The sequence below is a fragment of the Streptomyces sp. NBRC 110611 genome, assembly GCF_001590865.1.
GTDB lineage: Bacteria > Actinomycetota > Actinomycetes > Streptomycetales > Streptomycetaceae > Streptomyces.
The window spans coordinates 1-17,996 of sequence record NZ_BBUY01000039.1; the positions used below are offsets into that span (position 1 = coordinate 1).

2 protein-coding genes are annotated in these 17,996 nt (G+C 73.5%); both read right to left on the bottom strand.

The features are described from left to right. Positions 1–11,684: type I polyketide synthase (locus tag AZE13_RS32500; RefSeq protein ID WP_079124613.1), on the bottom strand; the 11,684-nt coding region annotated here is incomplete at its 3' end. A gap of 252 nt (positions 11,685–11,936) precedes the next feature. After that, a partial coding sequence (locus tag AZE13_RS32505; RefSeq protein ID WP_147264798.1) for a type I polyketide synthase occupies positions 11,937–17,996 on the bottom strand: 6,060 nt, incomplete at its 5' end.

A 17,996-nucleotide genomic window follows, 5' to 3' on the forward strand; every position in this document is an offset into this window, starting at 1 on the left:
GAGAAGAGGAAGGCCGTCTTCCCTGCGGCAGCCGCGCTCTCCGCCAGACCGGCGTCGGCCTCGCCCACCGCGAGTGCGGACAGGGCACGCACCAGTGCGTCGCGGTCCTGGCCCCACACCACCGCACGGTGGGTGAAGCTCGACCGCCCCGTCACCAGCGAGTGGCCGATGTCCCGTGCGGGCAGCGCGTCACGGCCGGCGACCAGGGGCAGCAGGCGTGCCGCCTGGCCGCGCAGCGCGGCCTCGTTCCTGCCGGAGAGCACCCACGCCAGCGGGCCAGGCTCGGTCACCGGGGTGCGGGATGGGGCGTCCAGTACGGCGTCCAGTACGGCCGCGTCCGGTTCGGGCTGCTCCAGGATCACATGCGCGTTCGTCCCACTGACGCCGAAGGAGGAGACGCCCGCACGGCGCGGCCCCTCACCCTGCGGCCACTCAACCGCAGAAGTCAGCAACTCGACGGCTCCAGCACTCCAGTCCACATGCGTCGACGGCTGATCGACATGCAGCGTCCGCGGCAACACACCATGCCGCATCGCCAACACCATCTTGATCACACCCGCCACACCCGAAGCCGCCTGCGCATGCCCGATATTGGACTTCACCGAACCCAACAGCAACGGCCGACCCCCCGACCGACCCTGACCATAGGTGGCGAGCAGGGCCTGGGCCTCGATCGGGTCACCCAACGTCGTACCCGTACCGTGCGCCTCCACCGCATCCACATCGGCGGCGGACAGACCGGCACTCGTCAGCGCCTGCCGGATCACCCGCTGCTGCGACGGACCATTCGGCGCAGTCAGACCATTCGACGCACCATCCTGATTCACCGCAGAACCACGCACCACCGCAAGCACCCGATGCCCATGGCGCCGCGCATCCGACAAACGCTCCAGCACGAGCATGCCCACGCCCTCGCCCCAGCCGACACCGTCGGCGGACTCGGCGAACGCCTTGCAGCGCCCGTCCGCCGCCAGTCCGCGTTGCCGCGAGAACTCCACGAAGGTCGTCGGTGTCGACATCACCGTCACACCGCCCGCGACCGCCAGCGAGCACTCGTCCGAACGCAGCGCCTGCGCCGCCAGGTGCAGGGCCACCAGCGACGACGAGCACGCCGTATCCACCGTGACCGCCGGACCCTCGAAACCGAACGTATAGGAGACCCGGCCCGAGGCTATGCTGGCCGCGCTGCCATTGCTCCGGTAGCCCTCGAACTGGTCGCCGACCAGGAGATCGCCGTAGTCGGTGTACATCACGCCCGCGAAGACGCCCGTACGACTGCCCCGCAGCGACGCCGGGTCGATGCCCGTCCGCTCGATGGCCTCCCAGGTCGTCTCCAGCAGCAGCCGCTGCTGGGCGTCGGTCGCCAGCGCCTCACGGGGGCTCATCCCGAAGAACTCGGGATCGAACTCCGACGCCTCGTGGAGGAACCCTCCGGAGCGGGTGTACGAGGTGCCGAGGGCCTCGGGGTCGGGGTTGTAGAGGGTCTCCACGTCCCAGCCGCGGTCGGTGGGGAAGCCGGACACCGCGTCCACGCCCTCCGACACCAGCCGCCACAGGTCGTCGGGGGAAGCGACACCTCCCGGGTACCGGCAGCTCATGCCGACGATCACCACCGGGTCGTCGGCCTCCTCCCCCGCAGGTGACGGCGTCCGCACCGGCGGCTCGGCCTCCTCCTGCGCGCCGAACAGCTCGTCCAGCAGGTAGCCGACGAGCGCGTCGGCCGTGGGGTAGTCGAAGACGGCGGTGGCCGAGAGGCGCAGGCCGGTCGCGTTGTTGAGGCGGTTGCGGAGTTCGACCGCGGTCAGGGAGTCGAAACCGAGGTCCTGGAAGACGCGGGTCGTGTCGATCGTCTCGGGGCTCGCATGGCCCAGGACGACCGCGATCTGGGCACGGACCAGGTCCAGGAGCAGCTCGCGCCGCTCCACCGTGCCCAGTCCGCTCAGGCGTCCCGCCAGACCGGCTACCGCGGCCGAGCCGCCGACCGCCGACCGCCGGGTGCGGGCCCTGATCAGGCCGCGCAGCAGCGGGGGCACCTCTCCCTGCTCGCGCAGGGTCGTCAAGTCGAAGCGGACGGGGAGGAGTTGGGCGTCATCGGCCGCCAGCGCGGCGTCGAAGAGGGCCACGCCCTGCGCGGGGGTGAGTTCGGGCATGCCCTGGCGGGCGATGCGCTGGAGGTCGGCTTCGGTGAGGGTGCCGGTCATGCCACCCTCCTGGGACCACGGGCCCCACGCCAGCGACACCGCGGGCAGACCCGCCGCCCGCCGGTGATGCGCCAACGCATCCAGGAAGGCGTTGCCCGCCGCGTAGTTCGCCTGGCCCGCGCTGCCGATCGTGCCCGCCACGGACGAGAACACCACGAACGCGTCCAGATCCACATCCCTGGTCGCCTCGTGCAGATACCAGGCCGCGTCCACCTTCGGACGCAGCACCGCCGCCAACCGCTCCGGGGTCAGTGACTCCACCACACCGTCATCGAGAACACCGGCCGTGTGCACCACGGCCGTGGGCGCACAACGAGCGATCAGGTCCGCCACGGCCCCCGCATCGGTCACATCACACGCCTCGACGGCCACATCCGCACCGATACCCCGAAGCTCGGCCACCAGCTCCTGCGCGCCGTCGGCGGCCGGGCCACTACGGCTGACCAGCACCACATCACGCACCCCGTGCTCGGCCACCAGATGACGTGCCACCACGCGGCCCAGACCACCCGTCCCACCAGTGATCACAACCGTGCCGGACGGATCCCAGGTGAATGCCTGCCGCGCCTGGGCACGGGCCAGCCGCGCCGCCAGCACCTCACCACCACGCACCAGCAACTGCGACTCGTCCGACGCCAACGCCCCGGGCAGGAGCGACAGTTCGGCGTCATCGGCCAGATCCACCAGACCGAAGCGGCCCGGATGCTCCGACTGCGCCGACCGCACCAGACCCCACACCGCCGCACCCGCCAGATCCACACCCGACACCGCACCACGCGTCACAAACACCAGACGCGAGTCCGCGAACCGCTCATCCGCCAGCCAGGACTGAGCCAGGTCCAGTGCCCGGGCGGCCGTGGCGTGTGCCGATTCCACTACCTCGCCGGATTCGGTTCCCACCGGTACCAGCACCGTCCCCGGCACCCGACCGGGCCGGGCCAGGGAAGCCAGGTCCGGGTAGCTGTCGAACCGTGCGCCGGCGAGGGAGCCGATCGTCGCGACGGTCTCCTCGGCTCCTTCCCCGTCCCCTTCCCTGTGCCCGGCCCCGGCCCCGGCCACCGGCAGGCGTACGGGGTTCCACTGGAGGCGGAAGAGGGCGTCACGGGCCACTGGGCCCGCGCCGCCTTCCAGCCCGTCGGCGGAGACCGCCCGCAGGACGAGCGTGCCGATGGAGGCGACAGGTTCGCCCGCGGTGTCGGCGACGTCCACGGATACCGTGTCGCTGCTGTGCCGGGCGACCCGGACCCGTACAGCCGCGGCGCCGGAGGCGTGCAGCGAGACGCCCTCCCAGGAGAAGGGCACGACGCCGTGGTCCACTCCGTTGAACGCGACGACGTGCAGGGCGGCGTCCAGCAGCGCCGGGTGGACGCCGTACGCGGATGCCTCGCCTTCCGCGTCGGCGGGCAGGGCGACCTCGGCGAACACCTCGTCGCCACGGCGCCAGGCGGTCCGGAGCCCCTGGAACCGCGGACCGTAGTCGAAGCCGCGTGCGGCGAAGTCCGCGTAGAGGCCGGCCAGATCGACGGCCTCGGCGTCGGCGGGCGGCCAGGACTCGGCGGAGAAGTCGTAGCCGGGTTCGGCCGCCTGCTCCCCTTCCGCGAGGACGCCGGTGGCGTGCTGCACCCATGGGCGGTCGCCGTCCCGCTCCTCCGTCCTGGAGCGTACGCCGAAGGTGCGGCGGCCCGCCTCGTCGGCGGGGCCCACCCGCAGCTGGAGGTGTACGCCGCCGCGCTCGGGCAGGATGAGCGGGGCGGCCAGGGTCAGTTCGTCGATGCGGTCGCAGCCCGCCTCGTCGGCGGCGCGGATCGCGAGTTCGACGAATGCCGTGCCCGGCAGCAGGACCGAGCCCAGGACGACGTGCCCGGCCAGCCAGGGGTGGGAGGCGAGTGAGAGGCGTGTGGTGAACAGCAGGCCGTCGCCGTCGGGGAGTTCCACGGCGGCGCTCAGCAGCGGGTGCCCGGCCGCTTCGAGACCGGCGGCGCCGAGGTCCCCGGCCCGGGTGTGGTCGGGAGTCGGCCAGTACCGCTGGTGCTGGAAGGCATACGTCGGCAGATCGATGGCGCGCGCGTCCCGGCCGGCGAGGACGGCGGACCAGTCGATCTCGGCGCCGCGCACGTGCAGTTGCGTCAGGGCCGCGAGGAGGGTGGCTGCCTCGGGGCGGTCCCGGCGCAGGGCGGGGACGAGGGCGGTCTCCCCGGGAGCGCTCCGGTCGGCGGTGTCGCCGTCCGGCAGCGACGCGCGCGCCATGGCCGAGAGCGTCCCGTCGGGGCCCAGCTCCAGGAAGCGCGTCACACCCTGCGTGCACAGGGCGCGGATCCCGTCGGCGAACCGCACCGCGGCGCGGACGTGGGTCACCCAGTACTCGGGCGTGCGAAGCTGGTCCGGGGTGGCGAGTTCACCGGTGACGTTCGACACGACGGCCAGCTCCGGCTCGCCGTAGGTCAGGCTCTCGGCGACGGCGCGGAAATCGGCCAGCATCGGCTCCATCAGGGGTGAGTGGAAGGCGTGCGAGACCCGTAGCCGGGTGGCCTTGCGGCCCTCGGCTTCGAAGTGCGCGGCGAGCGCGAGCACGGCGGCCTCGGCGCCCGATACCACGGTGTCCCGGGGGCCGTTGAGGGCGGCGATCGCCACGTCCCCGGTCAGGTGCGGGAGTACCTCCTCCTCGGTGGCCCGGATCGCCGCCATCGCGCCGCCGGCGGGCAGGGCCTGCATGAGCCGTCCGCGCGCCGCCACCAGCGCGCAGGCGTCGGCCAGCGAGAACACTCCGGCGACATGCGCGGCGGCGATCTCGCCGACGGAGTGCCCGGCCACGTACCGCGGCCCGACGCCCCAGGATTCCACGAGCCGGAACAGGGCCACCTCGATGGCGAACAGCCCGGCCTGGGCGTAGGCCGTCTGGTTCAGCAGTTCCGCGTCCTCGCCCCAGACGACGTCCCGCAGGGGGTGGTCCAGGTGCTCGTCCAAGGCCGCGCAGACCGCGTCGAACGCCGCCGCGAAGGCCGGGTGGCGGGCGTGCAGCTCACGGCCCATGCCGAGGCGTTGCGACCCCTGGCCGGAGAAGAGGACGGCGTCCCGGCCGGTGTGGGCCGTGCCCGTGTCCACGGCGGGGTCGGCCTCCCCCGCGGCCAGTGCGGTCAGGGCGCGCAGCGCGGTGCCGTGGTCGTCGGCGCGGACGGCCGCGCGGTGGGCGAAGGCCGTGCGGCGGGTCATCAGCGTGTGGGCGACGTCCACGAGCCGGGGCGCGGGCGCGCGGTCGAGGTGGGAGCGCAGTCGGGCCGCCTGGGCGCGCAGGGCCTGCTCGCTCTTGGCGGAGAGCAGCAGCGGTGCCGTCCCGTCGGAGGCGGTGAGCGTCGCGTCGGGTTCCGTGGCCGAGGCCAGTTCCGCGTGTGGTTCCGAGGGCAACTCCAGGTCCGAGGGCAGCTCCGGGTCCGAGGGCAGCTCCAGGTCCGACGGCAGCTCCAGGACCACGTGCGCGTTGGTGCCGCTGATGCCGAACGCGGAGACCGAGCCGCGCCTGGGGTGGCCGGTCTCGGGCCAGTCCGTGTGCGCGGTGAGCAGCTCAACCGCGCCCGCGGTCCAGTCGACGTGCCCGGTGGGTTCGTCGACGTGCAGGGTGCGCGGCAGGACGCCGTGCCGCATCGCCAGCACCATCTTCAGCACGCCCGCCACACCGGCGGCGGCCTGGGTGTGCCCCAGGTTGGACTTCACCGCGCCCAGCAGCAACGGACGCTCCGAAGGCCGCTCCTGGCCGTAGGTGGCCAGCAGTGCCTGGGCCTCGATCGGGTCGCCGAGCGTCGTGCCCGTGCCGTGGGCCTCCACGGCGTCGACCTCGGAGGCGGCCAGCTGAGCGTTCGCCAGGGCCTGCCGGATCACCCGCTGCTGGGACGGGCCGCTGGGTGCACTCAGGCCGTTGGACGCGCCGTCCTGGTTGACGGCCGAGCCGCGGACGACAGCGAGCACCTGATGGCCGTTGCGGCGGGCGTCGCTGAGCCGTTCCACCAGCAGCAGGCCGACGCCCTCGCTCCAGCCGGTGCCGTCGGCGGCGGCCGCGAACGGCTTGCAGCGGCCGTCGGGCGCCAGCCCGCGCTGCCGGGCGAACTCCACGAAGGAGGACGGGGTGGACATCACCGTGACGCCGCCCGCGACCGCCAGGGAGCACTCGCCCTGGCGCAGCGACTGCGCCGCCAGGTGCAGGGCCACCAGCGAGGAGGAGCACGCCGTGTCCACCGTGACCGCCGGTCCTTCGAAGCCGAAGGTGTAGGAGACCCGGCCGGAGACGACGCTCATCGCGTTGCCGGTGAGCCGGTGCCCGCCGGCTTCGTCCTGCGCCGCGTCCAGGACCGTGCCGTAGTCCTGGGTGTTGGTGCCCGCGAAGACACCGGTGCTGCTGCCCCGCAGCGACTCCGGGTCGATACCCGCCTGTTCGAGCACCTCCCAGGTGGTCTCCAGGAGCAGCCGCTGCTGCGGGTCCATGGCGAGGGCCTCGCGCGGCGAGATGCCGAAGAAGTCCGCGTCGAAGCCGGCCACACCGTCCAGGAAGCCACCGCCGCGGGCGTAGCTGGTGCCCTGGTGGTCGGGGTCCGGGTGGTAGAGCCGGTCCAGGTCCCAGCCCCGATCGGCGGGCATGGGGGTGATGGCGTCGCGGCCCTCGGCCAGCAGCTGCCACAGCGCCTCGGGCGAGTGCACGCCGCCGGGGAAGCGGCAGGCCATGCCGACGATCGCCACCGGTTCGTCGAGGGCGGCGGCCGACGCCCGTACGACCGTGGCGGGCCCCGCGGCGCCCAGGACTTCGGAGCGCAGGTACCCGGCGACCGCGTCCGGGCTGGGGTGGTCGAACAGGAGGGTGGCGGGCAGCCGCAGGCCTGTCGCGGCGGAGAGCCGGTTGCGCAGCTCGACCGCCATCAGCGAGTCGAATCCCTGCTCCTGGAAGGCGCGTTGGGCGACGACGCTCTCGGGTGTGGGGTGTCCGAGAACCTGCGCGGCCTCCTCCCGGACCATGTCCAGCAGGGCCGGTTCCTGTTCGGCGACGGGCAGTACGGCGATGCGGTCGCGCAGTGCGGAGCGCTGCGGGCGCGGGCCGTCGGCGGCGCCGAGGGCGCGGCGTACCTCGGGAAGTTCGGCGATGAGGGGGCTGGGGCGGACGGCGGTCACGGCGGGGGCGTACGCGGCCCAGTCGATGTCGGCCACGGTCACATTGGCCAGGTCCTGGGCGAGGGCCTGCCGCAGGGCGGCGAGGGCGGGGGCGGCCGCCATGGGGATCAGTCCGCCACGGCTCATCCGGTCGGCGGCGTCGCTGTCGGCGGCCATGCCGTGGTCCGCCCAGGGGCCCCAGGCCACCGAGGTGGCCGGCAGCCCCTGCCGGCGGCGCTGCTCGGCCAGGGCGTCCAGGAAGGCGTTGGCGGCGGCGTAGTTGGCCTGTCCGGCGTTGCCCAGGACGCCGACGACGGAGGAGAACAGCACGAACATCTCCAGGTCGAGGTCCCGGGTGAGTTCGTGCAGGTGCAGTGCGGCGGTGGCCTTGGGGCGCAGTACGGTCGCGAAGCGGTCGGGGGTGAGGGCGTCCAGGACGCCGTCGTCCAGTACTCCGGCGGCGTGGACGACGCCGGTCAGGGGCGCGTCGGCGGGGATGGCGGCCAGTACGGACGCCAGGGCGTCGCGGTCGGCGGCGTCGCAGGCGGCGACGGTGACCCGGGTGCCCCGCTCGGTGAGCGAGTGGGCGAGTTCCCGGGCGCCGGGGGCGTCGAGGCCCCGGCGGCCGGTGAGGACGAGGTGTTCGGCCCCGGCGTCCGCCAGCCAGCGGGCAACCTGCCCGCCCAGTGCGCCGGTGCCGCCGGTGACCAGGACGGTGCCGTGTGCGGTCCACCGGTCGCCGGCGTCGCCGCCGGGTGCGAGGTGCTCCAGGCGGCGGGCGAAGAGCCCGGCCGACCGGATCGCGGCCTGGTCCTCCCCCGAGGCGAGGAGGCTCAGCAGGGCGGATCCGGCCCGGTCGTCGACGCTGTCGGGGAGGTCGACGAGCCCGCCCCAGTTCTGCGGGAACTCCAGCGCGGCCACCCGTCCCAGACCCCATGTCTGGGCCTGTACGGGGCTGGTGAGCGGGTCGTGCCGGTCGACGGCGACGGCGCCGCGGGTCACGCACCACAGCGGTGCCTGGAGGCCTGAGGTCTCCAGGGCGCGCAGCAGTGTGGCGGTGGCGGCCACGCCGCGCGGTACGGAGGCCAGGTCCGGGTGCGGCCGCTCGTCGAGGGCCAGCAGGCTGAGCACGCCGTCGACGGGTGTGTCCGGCCGGTCGAGCGGCTCGGCGGGTCCGTGGGTGCCGGGCAGTACGTGGAGCTCGGTGTGCAGGCCGTGTTCGCGCAGGGTGTCCAGGAGGCGGGTGGCCCAGGGGTCGTCGGTGGCGCTTTCGGGCAGGACGACGAGCCAGTGTCCGCCGGCCGCGGGGCCGGCGGGGCCGGCGAGCGGGGCCCATGTCGTGCGGTAGCTCCACTTGTCCGCCGTCGCCTGGGTCCTGCGCTGTCTGCGCCATGAGGAGAGGGTGGGCAGGAGGGTGCCGAGCGAGTCGGCCTCGGTGCCGTCGATGGCCAGGACGGCCGACAGCTCCTGGAGGTCCTCGCGTTCGACGGCCGCCCAGAATCCGGCTTCGCCGGCCTCGGCGGCGGCCGGGATCTCGTCGGTCTTCCCGGCCGGCTCCAGCCAGTACCACTGGCGCTGGAAGGCGTACGTCGGCAGCTCGACGCGGGTGGCGCCGAGGGTGCCCAGGCAGGTGCGCCAGTCGACGCGGGCGCCGTGTACGGAGGCGGTGGCGATGCCCTCGGCGAGGGCCTGGGCTTCGGGGCGGCCGGCGCGAAGGAGGGGTACCAGAACAGGGGGTACGGCGGGGACGGGCTCGTCGGGGGTGGTCAGGCAGTCCTGGACCATGGGGGTGAGCACGCCGCCGGGGCCGATCTCCACAAAGGTGGTCACGCCCTCGGCTTCGAGGGCCCGTACGGCGGCTTCGAACCGGACGGCTTCGCGGACCTGGCCGGTCCAGTACCGCGGCGAGCGCAGTTCCTCGTCGGTGGCCAGCGCGCCGGTGACCGTGGAGACCACGGGGATGCGCGGGGCGTGGAAGGCCAGGCTCTCGGCGACCCGGCCGAAGTCCTCCAGCATGCCGTCCATATGCGGGGAGTGGAAGGCGTGGCTCACGCGCAGCCGCTTGGTGCGGCGCCCCTGCGCCTGCCAGTGGGCCGCGAGGACACGGACGGTCTCCTCGTCGCCCGAGATGACCGTGGAGTCGGGGCCGTTGACCGCGGCGAGGGCGGCGCGCTGCTCGTGGCCCGCCAGGGATGCCCGGATCTCCTCCTCGGCGGCCTGGACGGCCACCATGGCGCCGCCTTCGGGCAGCGCCTGCATGAGGGTGCCGCGCGCCGCCACCAGTCGTGCGGCGTCCTCGAGGGAGAGGACGCCGGCCACGTGGGCGGCGGTGACCTCGCCGATGGAGTGGCCGGCGACGAACTGCGGGGTCATGCCCCAGGATTCGACGAGCCGGAACAGGGCGGTCTCCAGGGCGAAGAGCGCTGCCTGGGTGTAGACGGTGTGGTCGAGCAGGGCGGCGTCCGGGGTGCCTGCGTCGGCGAAGACGAGGTCGCGGAGCGGCCGGTCCAGGTGCGGGTCGAGTGCGGCGCAGACCGCGTCGAAGGCCTGGGCGAACTCGGAGTGGCAGCCGTACAGTTCGCGTCCCATGCCCGGGCGCTGGGAGCCCTGTCCGGCGAAGAGGAACGCCACGGGGGTGGTGGCGGCGGTGCCGGTGGCCAGTCCGGGCGCGGTGCGGCCGGCGGCGAGGGCGTCCAGGCCGCTGAGGAAGGCGTCGCGGTCGCCGGCGACGACGGCCGCGCGGTGCTCCATGAGGGGCCTGGTGGCCACGAGGGAGTGGGCGACGTCGGCGGGTTCGAGCGCGGACCGGGCGCGGACATGGCGGGCGAGCCGCTCGGCCTGGGCCCGCAGGGCGTCGCCGGTGCGTGCGGACAGGATCCAGGGCAGCACGCCGGGCCGGGCGACGGTCTCCGGTGCCGGCTCGGTCCCGGACCCGGTCTCGGTCCCGGGCTCGTGTGCAGGTGCGGGTGCGGGGGCCTGTTCCAGGATGACGTGGGCGTTGGTGCCGCTGATGCCGAAGGAGGAGACCGCCGCACGGCGCGGCCGCTCCGCGGTGGGCCAGGGCTCGGCTTCGGTCAGCAGCCGGGCGTTGCCCTCGCTCCAGTCGACGTGCGGTGTGGGCTCGTCCAGGTGGAGGGTCCGGGGCAGCTGTCCGTGCCGCATCGCCAGCACCATCTTCATCACGCCGGCGATGCCGGCGGCGGCCTGGGTGTGCCCGATGTTGGACTTCATGGAGCCGATCAGCACCGGGCGGTCCGCGGGGCGCTGCCGGCCGTAGGTGGCCAGCAGGGCGTGGGCCTCGATGGGGTCGCCGAGCGTGGTGCCGGTGCCGTGGGCCTCCACGGCGTCGACGTCGGCGGCGGTGAGCCCGGCGCCGGACAGCGCCTGGCGGATGACCCGCTGCTGGGAGGGGCCGTTGGGGGCGGTCAGACCGTTGGACGCGCCGTCCTGGTTGACGGCCGAGCCCCTGACCACGGCGAGTACGGGGTGGCCGTGCCGCAGCGCGTCGGAGAGCCGTTCGACCAGCAGCAGGCCGACGCCCTCGCTCCAGCCGGTGCCGTCGGCGGCGGCCGCGAACGGCTTGCAGCGGCCGTCGGGCGCCAGGCCGCGCTGGCGGGAGAACTCCACGAACATCTGCGGGGTGGACATCACGGTCGCGCCGCCCACCAGGGCCAGCGAGCACTCGTCGCGCCGGAGCGCGTGCGCCGCCAGGTGCAGGGCGACCAGTGACGAGGAGCAGGCCGTGTCCACGGTCAGCGCGGGGCCTTCCAGGCCCAGGATGTAGGAGATCCGGCCGGAGGCGATGCTGATGTGGTTGCCGGTCAGCAGGTGTCCGCCCACCTCGTCGGTGCGCCTGCCGCCGTCCGCGTCGTACCCGCCGTGGCCGGTGCCGACGAACACGCCGGTGTCGCTGCCCGCCAGCGCCCCGGGGTCGATGCCCGCGCGTTCGACGGCTTCCCACGCCGTCTCCAGCAGCAGCCGCTGCTGGGGGTCCATGGCGAGGGCCTCACGCGGGGAGATCCCGAAGAATCCGGGGTCGAACTCGCCCGCGTCGTGGAGGAATCCGCCCTCGCGGGAGTAGGCGGTGCCCGGGTGGGCCGGGTCGGGGTCGTAGAGCCCGTCGAGGTCCCAGCCGCGGTTGCGGGGGAAGGCGGAGATCGCGTCGACGCCGCCGCTCAGCAGCTCCCAGAGGTCTTCCGGTGAGCGGACGCCTCCGGGGAAGCGGCAGGCCATGGAGACGATCGCGAGGGGCTCGCGTTGCTTGTGCTCCGTCTCGCCCAGCTGCTGACGGGTCTCGTGGAGGTCCGCGATCGCGCGCTTGAGGTATGCGCGCAGCTTCTCCTCGTTCGACATCAGGACGCCAATCGCTCGGTGGAATGCCGGACTTCGGACATGGTGCGCCGACACTCGTGTCCGATCTGTTTCCCAGCCATCTTGCTCATGTCGGACTGCGGGTTTCCCTAGACACCTGGCGGAATACGCCGCAGACACCTGGCGGGACATGCCGCGGCGGGCGGCCCGATGGCCGCCCGCCGTGACGTTCCTGTCCTGTGGTGTCGTCCTGGGTCACCCGCACTCCGGGTCACCCGACCTCCTGACCGGGTGTCAGTCCTGCCCGAGGGTGGTGAGCCAGTCGTCGACGATCCGCGCGGTCTGCGGGGCGTCGTCCCGGACGATGGAGAAGTGGTCCGCGTCCACGACGCGGACGTCGGCCGACGGGATCATGTCGCTCTTCGGCTCGTCGCCCGAGACGGCCGCGGTGCCCTCCAGCGCGAAGGCCTCCTTGGCGGCGCGGACGATCAGCACGGGGGCGGTCGTGTGCTGCACATCGAGCTTGCCCAGCAGGTTCATCCACCGCCCCATCCCGGACAGCCGGGAGTTCGTCACCCGCACCGGTGATTCCGCGTCGACCAGGAAGTTGCGGTGCATCAGGCTGTCGAAGTCGACCTCCTCCCGGTCGTCGTGCCGGATGCTGATGGTGTCCAGCAGCACCACGGCCTCGGGCCTGATGCCCCAGGTGTGCTCCAGCAGACCCGCGGCCACGTAGGCGTACGAACCGCCGGAGGAGTGCCCGACCAGGATGAAGGGGTGGCCGTCGCTCGCACTCAGGGCGCTCTCCGCGACGGTCCTGACCGCGCTGTGGGGTGTGGCCGGCAGCCGTTCCCCGGCGGCGAAGCCGACCAGGGGCAGCGCGCTGATGTGCCGCTCCCCCCGGAAGGGCGCGGCGAACCGGGCGTACTCATGGACGCCGCCGGTGGCGGTGGGCGTGCTGATGCAGATCAGCCGCGGCTCGGCGGGGCCCTCGGTGAGCGTGGTCGGCAGCGGCAGCTCGGCCAGTTCGGCCGTGTGCTCGAAGGTCGGGCGCAGGCCCGTCAGGGCCGACAGCATGCGCCGGGCCTCCGGGAACCTGCCCTCGTCCATGGCGTCGAGGAACAGCCGCTCCAGCGAGTCGGGCTCCGGCCCGGCCAGGAGGCCCAAGCCGGACGACGAGCCGCCGGCCGATCCCGGCTGTGCGGCGAATTCACTGCGCAGCCGGGCGCCGAGGTCCGCGGGCGTCTTGTGGTCGAAGACCAGCGTGGTCGGCAGCTGGAGTCCGGTGATCATGGCGAGCCGGTTGCGCAGCTCGACCGAGGTCAGCGAGTCGAAGCCCAGGGCGTAGAACTCCCTGCGGTCCTCGATCTCCTCGGCGGAGGCATAGCCGAGGATGGTGGCGGCCTCGGTACGGACGAGGTCGACGAGGTGGCTCGCGCGCTCCCGCTCCGGCAGTGTCAGCAGTCGCTGGGCGAAGGTGGCCGGGGTGCCGGACGTGGCCGTGGCGTTCGAGGCGGTCCGCCTGCTCTGGCGGACCAGCCCGCGGAACATCGGGGGGATCTCGCCGTGCGGCACTTTGGCCCCGGGGATCAGGCCCACCGCCATCACGACGGGCTCGGCGTGGCGGCGAGCGCTGTCGAACAGGTCCATGCCCTCCTCGATGGAGACCGGCGCCATACCGTTGAGCCGCATGCGCGCCACGGTGGCCTGGTTCAGCGCTTCGGCCATGCCGCCGCCGTCCCAGTGGCCCCACACCAGCGACTGGCCCGGCAGGCCCAGGGCGGCGCGGTGCCGGACCAGGCCGTCCAGGAAGGCGTTCGCGGACGCGTAGTTGGCCACGCCCGGGGCGCCCAGCACTCCGGAGGCGGAGGAGAACATGATGAACGCGGACAGGCCGAGGTCCTTGGTGGCCTGGTGCAGATGCCAGGCGGCGTCCGCCTTCGGCCGCAGCACCGGTGTCAGGCGCTCCGGGGTCAGGGCGGTGACCACGCCGTCGTCGAGGACACCGGCGAGGTGGACGACCGCGGTCAGCGGGTGCTCCGCCGGGATGTCGGCCAGCAGGCCGGCGAGCGCTTCCGGGTCCGCCGTGTCACAAGCCGCGATCGTGGGCAGCGCGCCCATCGTCCGCAGCTCGTCGGCCAGTTCGGCCGCTCCGGGCGCGGCCGGGCCACTGCGGCTGACCAGCAGCAGGTGCCGGGTACCGCGCGCGGCGAGCCACCGGGCCAGCTCGATCCCCAGACCGCCGGTGCCGCCGGTGATCAGTACGGTCCCCTCGGGGTCCCACTCCGACGGCCGCGGACCGGCGTCGTCGGACAGCCGGGCCAGCCGCCCGATGAGCACCGCCTGGTCGCGGACGACGAACTGGGTCTCGCCGGAGGACAGCAGGCCCGGCAGGGCTTCGAGCAGCGTCGCGAGGTCACCGCCACCGTCGCCGATGTCGCCCGGCTCCTCGATGTCGGCCAGGATGAAGCGGCCGGGGTGCTCCGCGATCGTCGAGCGCACCAGGCCCCAGACGGCCGAACCGGCCAGGTCGCCGCCGTCGACGGCACCAGACGTCAGGAACACCAGCTGGGACGTGGTGAAGCGCTCGTCGGCGATCCAGTCCTGTACCAGGAGCAGGGCCTGTGCCGTGCGTTCGTGCACGGCCTGAGGGAAGCCGTCCGCCGTCCGGGGCACGGGAACCACGACCAGGTCCGGGGTGCCCGTGATGTCGGCGAGGGACGCGGTCCCCAGGGGCGCCAGTACGGTGCTCCGCAGGCCCGGCGCGCCCTCCGTACCCGCTGCGTCCTCCGTGCGCGGTGCGGGGACCCACTCCAGGCGCAGTAGCCGCTCGTGCCGGCCACGCACGGCACGCTTGGGGGCGTCCACCAGGGCGTGCAGCGTGAGGCTGCGCGCCGACAGTACGGGTTCCCCGGCGGCGTCGACCGCGGTGAGGCCGACGGAGTCCGCACCGGTCCTGGTGATCCGTGCCCGTACGGCCGAGGCGCCGGAGGCGTGCAGCGACACATCGCGCCAGGAGGCGGCGCGGAAGGTGTGTTCCTCGTCGCCGGCGCCGCTGAAGGCGGTGCCGTGCAGGACCGCTTCGAGCAGTGCGGGATGCAGGCCGAAGGACGGGGCGTCGGAGGCGATGCCGTCCGGGAGTTCGGCTTCGACGTAGGTCTCGTCGCCGCGGACCCAGGCGGCTCGCAGCCCGCGGAAGGCGGGGCCGTACTCGGCCCCTTCGTCATGGCCGTCCAGGTCGACGTCGGACGCGTCGCTCGGCGGCCAGACGGACACGTCGAGGGACTCGGTGTACTGGCCGGTGGCGAGGGTGCCGGTGGCGTGCTGGGTCCACGGCTCGTCCGGTGCGGCCTGGGGCCGTGCGTAGAACCGGATCTGCCGGCTGCCCTCGTCGTCGGGGGCGCCGAGCCACACCTGGATCACCGGGGCCGCGCCGTCGGTGAGCACCAGCGGTGTGCCGAGGTCGAGTTCGCTGACCGTGTCGCAGCCGCACTGGTCACCGGCCCGAATGGCGAGTTCGACGAAGCCGGAGGCGGGGAAGACGGCCGTCCCGCCCGCCACGTGGTCCTTGAGCCAGGGGTGGGTGTCCGTCGACAGCCGGCTGGTGAACAGCATTCCGCCGCCGTCCGCCAGCGGCACCGCCGCGCCCAGCAGCGGATGTTCCGTCGGCAGCAGGCCCGCGGCGGCCACATCGCCTGCCGTCACCGTCCGCTTCGGCCAGTAGCGCTGGCGCTGGAACGGGTAGGTGGGCAGGTCGACGCGGCGCGCGCCGGTGCCGTCGAAGATCCGCGCCCAGTCCGCTGCGACGCCCGCGACGTGCAGTTGCGCCAGGGCGGTGAGCAGCGCCGTCTCCTCGGGCCGGTCCTTCCGCAGAGTGCTGGCGGCGATCACGGTGCCGTCCACGTTGTGCGGGACCATTCCCGTCAGTACGCCGTCGGTGCTCAACTCCAGGAAGGCCGAGGCGTCTTCGGCGGCCAGGGCGCGTACGGCGTCGGCGAAGCGCACGGGCTCGCGGACGTTGCGGACCCAGTAGTCGGCGGAGCACATCAGCTCCGCCGAGGCGCGCTCGCCGGTCACGGTCGAGACGACGGGGATGCGCGGCGCCTGGTAGGTGAGGCCCTCGGCGACCTGGCGGAAGTCGTCCAGGATCGGGTCCATCAGCGGGCAGTGTCCCGCGACCTTCACCGCCACCTGCCGCGTCTTGCGGCCTTCGGCGGTGAACGCCTCGGCGATGCGCCGCACGGGGACCTCGTCGCCGGCGACGACGACCGAGTCCGGTCCGTTGATCGCCGCGATCGAGACGCCGTCGACCAGTCGCGCGGCCGCCTCCTCCTCGCTGGCCTGGACCGCCACCATGATGGCGCCCTGCCCCTCCAGGGTGTTCATCAGCCGCCCGCGGGCCGCCGCCAAGGTGCAGGCGTCCTTCAGCGAGAGGACCCCGGCGACATGTGCGGCGGCGATCTCCCCGAACGAGTGCCCGGCGACGAAGTCGGGGCGCACGCCCAGGGATTCGACCAGCCGGAACAGCGCCACCTGGACGGCGAACAGGGCCGGCTGGGTGAACCGGGTCTGGTCCAGCCGCTCCGCGTCGGTGAGCATCACCCCCCGCAGCTCGTCGTCGAAGTGAGCCAGTACCTCGTCCAGGGCCTTGGCGAACGCCGGGAACCGGTCGTACAGTTCGCGGCCCATCCCGGCTCGCTGGCCGCCCTGGCCCGGGAAGAGCATCGCCAGCGAGCGATCCTCGGCCGTGCCGCGCGCGACCTCGTCGCCGGCCAGGAGCACCGCGCGGTGCTCGAACGCCGAACGCCCCGTGGCCAGCGAGAAGCCCACATCGGCCGGTGAGAGGTCCGGCCGCGCACCCACCCAGTCGCGCAGCAGACCGATCCCGTCGGACAGCGCCTGGGCCGACTTGCCGGAGACCAGCCACGGGACGGCCCCCGGCTCGACGGACCGGGCGTCCGGTGCATCCGACGGGGTATCCGGAGTGTCCGGTCCGGGTACCTGGGCGCTCTCCGGGGCCTGTTCGAGGATGGCGTGGGCGTTGGTGCCGCTCATTCCGAACGAGGACACCGCGGCGCGGCGCGGGCGTCCGGTGTCCGGCCAGTCGGTGGCCTCCGTGAGGAGCTTGACGTCGCCGGCCGTCCAGTCGACGTGGGAGGACGGTGTGTCGACGTGGAGGGTGCGCGGCAGCACACCGTGCCGCAGCGCCATGACCATCTTGATGACGCTGGCGACACCGGCCGCCGCCATGGTGTGGCCGATGTTCGACTTGAGCGAGCCGAGCAGCAGCGGGCGTTCGGGGTCACGGCCCTGGCCGTACGTGGCCAGCAGTGCCTGAGCCTCGATCGGGTCGCCCAGGGTCGTTCCGGTGCCATGGGCCTCGACCGCGTCCACCTCACCGGTCGACAGCCCGGCGGTGGCCAGGGCCTGGCGGATGACGCGCTGCTGGGAGGGGCCGTTGGGCGCGGTCAGGCCGTTGGACGCGCCGTCCTGGTTGATGGCCGATCCCCCCACGACGGCCAGGATTTCGTGACCGTTGCGGCGGGCGTCGGACAGCCGCTCCACGACGAGAACGCCCACGCCTTCCGCCCAGCCCGTGCCGTCGGCCGCGTCCGAGAACGCCTTGCACAGGCCGTCCGTCGCCAGCGCGCCCTGCCTGCTGAATCCGGCGATGCTCATGGGCGTGGACAGCAGTGTCACACCGCCGGCCAGCGCCAGCGAGCACTCGCCGTTGCGCAGCGCCTGTACCGCCATGTGCAGCGAGACGAGCGAGGACGAGCACGCGGTGTCGACGGTGACGGCGGGGCCTTCCAGGCCGAAGGTGTAGGACAGCCGCCCGGAGAGGACGCTGCCCGCGAGTCCGGTGCTGGCGTGGGCCTCGACGTCCTCGCCGGAGTTCATCAGGATGCTGCCGTAGTCGGAGCCGGTGGTGCCGACGAAGACACCGGTCTCGGTGCCCCGCAGGGACTCCGGGTCGATACCGGACCGCTCCATCGCCTCCCAGGAGGTCTCCAGCATCAGCCGCTGCTGCGGGTCCATCGCCATGGCTTCGCGCGGTGAGATCCCGAAGAACGGGGCATCGAACTCCCCGAGGTCGTCCAGGAATCCGCCCTTGGACGCGGAGCTGCGGCCCTGGTCGCCCTCCGCTCCGCCCAGCAGGGTTTCCAGGTCCCAGCCCCGGTCGGTGGGGAAGTCGGTGATGCCGTCGCGCCCGTCCAGGACGAGCCGCCACAGGTCTTCCGGTGACCGCACACCGCCGGGCAGCCGGCAGGCCATCCCGATGATGACGACCGGATCCTCGACGGCCGTCGCGGCGGAGGCGTTGCGCTCGCCCTGCTCGTCGAGGAGGACGGC